8 protein-coding genes are annotated in these 7,176 nt (G+C 28.7%); all 8 read left to right on the top strand.

What is annotated here, in order from left to right; all coding sequences use genetic code 11:
* The first annotated feature begins 572 nt into the window (after positions 1 to 572).
* A complete protein-coding gene (gene rpmH, locus ATCC9714_RS15950) occupies positions 573 to 707 on the top strand; it encodes a 50S ribosomal protein L34 (RefSeq protein WP_021127392.1) in 135 nt (44 codons plus the stop codon).
* An 82-nt stretch (positions 708 to 789) separates the two neighbouring features.
* Complete coding sequence (gene rnpA, locus ATCC9714_RS15945) at positions 790 to 1,131, top strand: ribonuclease P protein component (protein WP_021127068.1); 342 nt, start codon at positions 790 to 792, stop codon at positions 1,129 to 1,131.
* A gap of 66 nt (positions 1,132 to 1,197) precedes the next feature.
* The gene (yidD, locus tag ATCC9714_RS15940; RefSeq protein WP_330367350.1) at positions 1,198 to 1,407 is read left to right on the top strand and encodes a membrane protein insertion efficiency factor YidD; all 210 of its coding nucleotides are present in this window, start codon (positions 1,198 to 1,200) and stop codon (positions 1,405 to 1,407) included.
* A 35-nt stretch (positions 1,408 to 1,442) separates the two neighbouring features.
* Positions 1,443 to 2,150, top strand: a complete 708-nt coding sequence (locus tag ATCC9714_RS15935) for a YidC/Oxa1 family membrane protein insertase (protein ID WP_021127393.1) — start codon at positions 1,443 to 1,445, stop codon at positions 2,148 to 2,150.
* Positions 2,122 to 2,823 (top strand): RNA-binding cell elongation regulator Jag/EloR, encoded by a 702-nt coding sequence (jag, locus tag ATCC9714_RS15930; RefSeq protein ID WP_021127394.1) that lies wholly within the window; start codon positions 2,122 to 2,124, stop codon positions 2,821 to 2,823. Before ATCC9714_RS15935 ends, jag begins: the two co-directional genes overlap by 29 nt.
* 238 nt (positions 2,824 to 3,061) lie before the next feature.
* The gene (gene mnmE / locus ATCC9714_RS15925) at positions 3,062 to 4,441 is read left to right on the top strand and encodes a tRNA uridine-5-carboxymethylaminomethyl(34) synthesis GTPase MnmE (protein WP_057544112.1); all 1,380 of its coding nucleotides are present in this window, start codon (positions 3,062 to 3,064) and stop codon (positions 4,439 to 4,441) included.
* Between the two features lie 44 nt (positions 4,442 to 4,485).
* Positions 4,486 to 6,381 carry a tRNA uridine-5-carboxymethylaminomethyl(34) synthesis enzyme MnmG gene (mnmG, locus tag ATCC9714_RS15920; protein WP_055332869.1) on the top strand — a complete coding sequence of 632 codons (1,896 nt, stop codon included), beginning with the start codon at positions 4,486 to 4,488 and terminating at the stop codon, positions 6,379 to 6,381.
* Positions 6,374 to 7,093: a 16S rRNA (guanine(527)-N(7))-methyltransferase RsmG gene (gene rsmG, locus ATCC9714_RS15915; RefSeq protein ID WP_057541300.1), complete on the top strand. Its 720-nt coding sequence runs from the start codon at positions 6,374 to 6,376 to the stop codon at positions 7,091 to 7,093. Before mnmG ends, rsmG begins: the two co-directional genes overlap by 8 nt.
* The last annotated feature ends 83 nt before the right edge of the window (positions 7,094 to 7,176 follow it).

Raw genomic sequence — 7,176 nt, 5'->3', positions numbered from 1 at the left:
AATTTAAAACCTCCGAACGAAATAATTAACATTTTCCACAAAGTTATTAACAAAATAATTATTTATTTGAAAAATTCATTTTTAAGCAAAAAAAATATGGATAAATATGTGGATAATTTGTAAAAAATAAAAAAGACGTTGTAATTTATAGAAAATATAAACAATATGTATATAAAGTTATAAATAATATCAATAATAATAAAAATATAGTCTATAACAAGATTATTATCTTTTACTTAATAAGTTATGCACATTTTTATCCACAACTTGTGAATAAATCTTATATGTTAATAATTTTTATGAACATTATCAACAAGTATATTTATAATACCAGAATATATGCCAAACTTCAATAATTTATATACAATTTATCCACAAAATTAACTACTTGTTGATAAAAAAGTTAACAAAATTAACTGTAGAAAAATTTGATTTAATGTTGATAAAACTAGCTCAAAAATACATTGACAACAAAGTTAAAAGGATTTATAATTGTACGTGTTATGCTTACTTTGAGGGTAAAGTTATTATTTTTATAAACGGAAAAACAATCTTGAAAGGCGGTGCAAAAAATGAAAAGAACTTATCAGCCAAAGAAAAGACAAAGAAAGAAAGAGCATGGATTTAGAAAGAGAATGAAAAACTCTAATGGAAAAAATGTTCTTAAGAGAAGAAGAGCTAAAGGAAGAAAGAGATTAACTCATTAATTTTTTTAGAAAAGGGCTGCTGAAAAGTGGCCTTTTTGTGTAAAAAAATAAATTAAAGCTGTGTTTATAGGAGGATTTTAGTATGGATTTCAAGAATACTAAAGGTATAAGAAAAGACTCTGATTTTAGAAAAGTATACAAACACGGCAAATCTTTTGCAAATAAATACTTAGTAATGTATATACTGGATAATAAATCAGACTTTAATAGAGTAGGATTTTCTGTTTCTAAAAAAGTAGGTAAGGCTACTGTTAGGAACAAAATAAGAAGAAGGATAAGAGAAAGTTTTAGGTTAAATTGTGATGAACATATAAAAAATGGATATGATTTAGTGTTCATAGCTAGAGTTGCTAGTAAAGATGCTGAGTATGAAGATATAGAGAAATCAGTTAAAACTTTAATAAAAAAAGCTAAGCTGAGTTAAGGTTAAAGGATATGGGGGATTAAATTGAAGCAATTATCTAACTTACTAAAAAATATAAATAGTTATTTGACAAAGGTTTTTATATATATAGTAAGGTTTTATCAAAAATACATATCTCCTTTAAAAGGACCTACGTGCAGGTTTTATCCTACTTGTTCTCAGTATGCAATAGAAGCATTAAAAAAATATGGGGCACTAAAAGGATCTTATTTAGCTATAAGAAGAATATTAAAGTGTCACCCTTTCCATCCTGGAGGATATGATCCTCTAAAATAATTTAAGTGAAAAAGACACTTTGGGAGGTACTAAAATTGAATTTAATTAGTAACTTATTAGGACAAGTTCTTAAATTTATATTAGAATTTGCAACTAATTATGGTTTAGCAATCGTTTTATTTACAGTAGTTGTAAAAATAGTATTATTACCACTAACTATAAAACAAACTAAATCTATGAAGGCAATGCAAGATATACAGCCTAAAATAAAAGAAATACAAGAGAAGTACAAAAGTAAACCAGAAAAACAAAATCAAGAGATAATGAAGGTTTATCAAGAAGCTAAAGTAAATCCTATGGCAGGGTGCTTACCATTATTAATACAATTTCCTATATTAATAGGTCTTTACAATGTATTAAGAAATCCAGTTACATATGGAGTTTTCGCTAGTCCTGCTGCACAAAAAGCTGCAGATACAGGATTTTTATGGATGCCATCTTTATCATCACCAGATAAAACATTAATAATAGCTATTTTAGCAGGTGTTACAACTTTAATAACACAAATGTTAACTATACCAAAAGATCAACAACAAGGATCTATGAAATTTATGACATATTTTATGTCAGCTATGATGGTTTGGTGGGGTATAAGTTTCCCAGCTGGTCTTGCATTATACTGGACTGTAAGTAACTTATTCCAGTTAGCTCAATACTACTTAGTAATGAATCCATTAAAAGCTAAGCTTGCTAATTCTGGGGAGGGTGTAGTAGATGAAACAAAGCCTAGAAATAAGAAGTAAAAATATTGATGAAGCAATATCTAAAGCTTTAAGACAGTTTAGCGTAAGTAAAGATGACATTGAAGTAGAAGTTATAAAAGAACCAACAAAAGGATTCTTAGGTTTAATAGGAAGTAAAGATGGTATTTTTAAAATAACAGTTAAAGAAAAAGAAGAAATAGTTGAAGAGTCTGTAGTTATAGAGACTGAAACTATAGTTGAAATAGAAGATACAAATAAAGTAACAGAAGTAGATGTCGTTAGAGGATTTATATCAAATATAATAAATAATCTAAATTTAGATGCAAACATAGATGTTACTCAAGAAAAAAATACTGTAAAAGTTAATATAAAAGGAAAAGATGCTGCTTGTTTAATTGGAAGAAGAGGGGAAAGTTTAGATTCGATCCAATTCCTAGCAGGATTAGCATTAAATAAATCAAATAAAGATTCTCATAGCAAGGTTCTTGTTGATATAGAAAATTATAGATCTAAGAGAGAAGAGTCTTTAATAAGATATGCAAACAAGGTAGCTAGAGAAGTAGCTAAAACAAGAAGAACTAAAAAGTTAGACTATATGAATCCATATGAGAGAAGAATTATTCACTCAACTCTTCAAAATGATAAGTTTGTAAAAACTTACAGTGAAGGTGTAGATCCATATAGAAGGCTTGTAATTGAATATAAAAAGTAGTAATAAAAGCAAACCTCCTAATTTATAGGGGGTTTTATTTTTGAAAAAATTTTTATATAATAGTTAGATTAAGGAAATAATTTAAAGTATATGAGAATAGAGACAAATAAATGGTATTATATTAGATGTGACTTATATAATTTATGATAATATATTATTACAAAATAAGTCATAAAATGATAAAATATTACTTTACGAGTTTATATATTAAAAAATTTAAAATAAAGAGGTGATAGGGTTGTTTATAGATGATACTATAGCTGCAATTGCAACAGCTCCGGGTGAAGGTGGAATCGGAATAATAAGAATAAGTGGAGAAAAATCACTTCAAGTAGCAAATGATATATTCAAATCAGTATCCGGAAAAAAAATAGAGGAATATAACACGAGAACTCTTATATATGGACATGTAATAGACGGAGAGAAAATAATAGATGAAGTATTGGTAGCTTATATGAAAGGACCAAACTCATATACAACTGAAGATGTAATAGAGATAAATTGTCACGGTGGATTTATATCTGTAAAGAAAATATTAGAATTAGTTTTATCAAAAGATGTAAGATTAGCTGATCAAGGTGAATTTACAAAAAGAGCATTCTTAAATGGAAGAATAGACTTAGCTCAAGCTGAAGCAATAATAGATGTTATAAATGCAAAAACTGAGATGGCACACTCAGTAGCACAAACTCAATTAGAGGGAGCTTTATCTAAAAAAATAAAAGATTTAAGACATGATATAACAGAAATGTTAGCTCACATAACTGTTTCAATAGATTTTCCAGATGAAGACGTAGAGCATATAACTTATAATACATTGAAAGAAAGATCTATACAATTACAAAAAGAGATAAATAAATTATATGACACAGCTGAAAGTGGTAAAATTCTTAGAGATGGATTAAAAACTGTAATAGTAGGGAAACCAAATGTAGGAAAATCATCATTATTAAATGCAGTTTTAGGAGAAAATAGAGCAATAGTAACTGATATACCTGGGACAACTAGAGACATAATAGAAGAATTCGTAAATATAAAAGGAATACCTCTAAAAATAGTTGATACTGCAGGTATAAGAGAAACTGAAGATATAGTTGAGAAAATAGGAGTTGAAAAATCTAGAGAATTCTTTAACTCAGCAGATTTATCAATTGTAGTTTTAGACTCTTCAAGAAATCTAGATAAAGAAGATATAGAAATTTTAGAAGCGGTTCAACCTAATAAAACAATTGTTTTATTAAATAAAACTGATTTAGAACAAGTAATAGAGATAGATAAAGTAAAAGAATATATTGATGAAGACAATATAATAAACATATCAGCATTACAGCATGAAGGTATAGAAAAAATTCATGAAAAAATAGAAGATATGGTATTTGCTGGAGCAGTAAGAAACTCATCAGATTTAGTAGTTACTAATTCTAGACATAAAGATGCTCTTTATAAAGCAAAACAATCAATAGCTGATGCTATAATGGCTATTGAGTCATATATGCCACTTGATTTTATAGAAGTTGACTTCAAAAATATATGGGATTACTTAGGATATATAAATGGAGACACAGTAACAGAAGATTTATTAGACACTATATTTAGTAACTTCTGTATAGGAAAGTAAATAATGTTTTTCGTGAAACATTATTTATACGGAAAGGAGAACATATGTTAAATTTTGATGCAGGAAATTATGATGTAATAGTAGTTGGGGCTGGTCATGCAGGATGTGAAGCTGCACTAGCTACAGCTAGAATGGGGCATAAAACACTTGTTATAACTCTTTCGCTAGATTCTATAGCACTTTTACCATGTAACCCATCTATAGGAGGAACAGGTAAAGGTCAATTAGTAAAAGAGATAGACGCCCTAGGTGGAGAGATGGGTATCAATATAGATAAGACATTTATACAAAGTAGAATGTTAAATACAGCAAAAGGGCCAGCAGTTCATTCTTTAAGAGCTCAAGCAGATAAAACTAGATATCATGAAGAAATGAAAAAAACACTAGAAAATGAGCCTAATATAGATATTGTAATGGATGAAGTAGTAGATATATTAAGTGAAGGCAATGTTGTAAAAGGAGTTGTAACAAAGCTAGGATGTATATATCATTCTAAAGCAGTTGTTTTAGCTACAGGAGTATACTTAAACTCTAGAATTTATATGGGTGAGGTTTCATTTAATGAAGGACCTAATGCTCTTGGATATAGTAAATTTTTAACTGATAAACTTGTAGATTTAGGGTTGAGAATGAGAAGATTTAAAACAGGAACACCTGCAAGAATACACAGAGATAGTATAGATTTTTCTGTTATGGAAATCCAAAATGGAGATGAACGTGTAACTCCATTTTCATTTTTAAATGATGAGTTGGCAAGAAAGCAAGAGCCATGTTACTTAACAAGAACAAATATAAGTACTCATGAAATAATTATGAATAACTTAGGAAGATCTCCTATGTATGCTGGTAAGATAGATAGTACAGGAGCTAGATATTGCCCTTCAATAGAAGATAAAATAGTAAGATTCAGTGATAAAGATTCACATCAAATATTTATCGAGCCAGAAGGCGAAAGTACAAAAGAAATGTATATACAAGGTATATCTACAAGTTTACCTTATGAAGTACAAATACAAATGTATAAAAGTGTAAAAGGACTTGAGAATGCTAGAATAATGAGACCAGCTTATGCTATTGAGTATGATTGTATAGACCCTACTCAATTAAAAATAACTCTTGAAATAAAAGGTGTTGAAAACTTATTTAGTGCAGGTCAGTTTAATGGGACATCAGGTTATGAAGAGGCAGCTTCTCAAGGATTAATAGCAGGAATAAATGCAGCATTAAAAATTCAAGGAAAAGAACCATTTGTTTTAGATAGATCAGAAGCCTATATAGGAGTTTTAATAGATGATTTAGTTACAAAAGGAACTAATGAACCATATAGAATGATGACATCTAGATGTGAATATAGACTATATTTAAGACAAGATAATGCAGATATGAGACTTACTCAAAAAGGGTATGATATGGGTCTTGTAAATGAAGATAGGTATAATAAGTTTTTAGAGAAAAAAGAATTAATAGAAAAAGAACTAGAGAGATTAAAAACTGAAAGAGTTACTCCTAAGGATATAAATCATCTATTAGAAGAAAAAGGGGCTTCTCCTATAAAAGTGGGATACTCTTTATATGAGTTCTTAAAAAGACCAGAAGTTGATTATGATATGATAGAAGCTGCAGGTAAAGGTGCTGGTGAAAATGTACCATATGCTATAAAAGAGCAGTGCGTAATCATGACTAAATACGAAGGTTATATAGATAAGCAATTAAAACAAATTGATCAATTTAAAAAGTTAGAAAATAAAAAGCTAAGTGAAGAGTTAAATTACTCAGCTATAGATGGATTAAGAATAGAAGCTAGACAAAAGTTAGATGCAATAAAACCTATATCGATAGGACAAGCATCTCGTATATCTGGAGTATCACCAGCTGATATATCAGTGTTACTTATCTATCTTGAGCAACAACGAAGAGGTAGAGGTGAAAAAAATGAATAATGCTGAAATTTTAAAAAAAGGAATAGAAGATTTAGGCATTAATTGCACAGATAATACGGTGGAAAAATTTAGATTATATAGAGAGATATTAGTTGATTGGAATCAAAGAATGAATTTAACTGGTATCGAAGATGAAAGAGAAGTTTATATAAAGCATTTTTTAGATTCTATTGCAGCAGTTAAAAATGGATATATAAAAGATGGGATGTCTATAATTGATGTCGGAACTGGTGCTGGATTTCCAGGATTACCTTTAAGAATTTGTCTAGAAAATACTAAAGTTACGCTTTTAGACTCTTTAAATAAAAGAATAAATTTTTTAAGTGAAGTTTGTAAAAATGTAGGAATTGAAGATATAGAATTAATACATGGAAGAGCTGAAGATTTTGGTAAAGATGGAAATTATAGGGAACAATATGATGTAGCTACAGCTAGAGCAGTTGCTGGGCTACCTATTTTAATGGAATTTTGTGTACCTTTCATAAAAGTAGGTGGATACTTCGTTTGCCTTAAGGGTCCAAATGCAGATACAGAGTTGGAAGAATCTAAAAAGGCTATGGAAGTACTAGGCTTAGAATTTGTTGAAAAAATAGATGTTGAGCTTCCAGAAATGGATTTAAAACATAATATAGTTGTTTTCAAAAAGGTAAATAATACGCCAGCAAAATATCCAAGAAAAGCTGGAAAACCAGTAAAAAGCCCAATAAAATAAAGTTGAAACTTAATATTTCCGGAGAAATATTTTAAAAATATATGTTAAAAAAAATATTTTAGAAGGAATATGTAGGTAAATGA

This window comes from Paraclostridium sordellii (assembly GCF_000953675.1).
In the GTDB taxonomy this organism is placed as follows: domain Bacteria; phylum Bacillota; class Clostridia; order Peptostreptococcales; family Peptostreptococcaceae; genus Paraclostridium; species Paraclostridium sordellii.
Note: the sequence above shows the minus strand (reverse complement) of the source record. Positions and strands in the feature narration are given on the sequence as shown.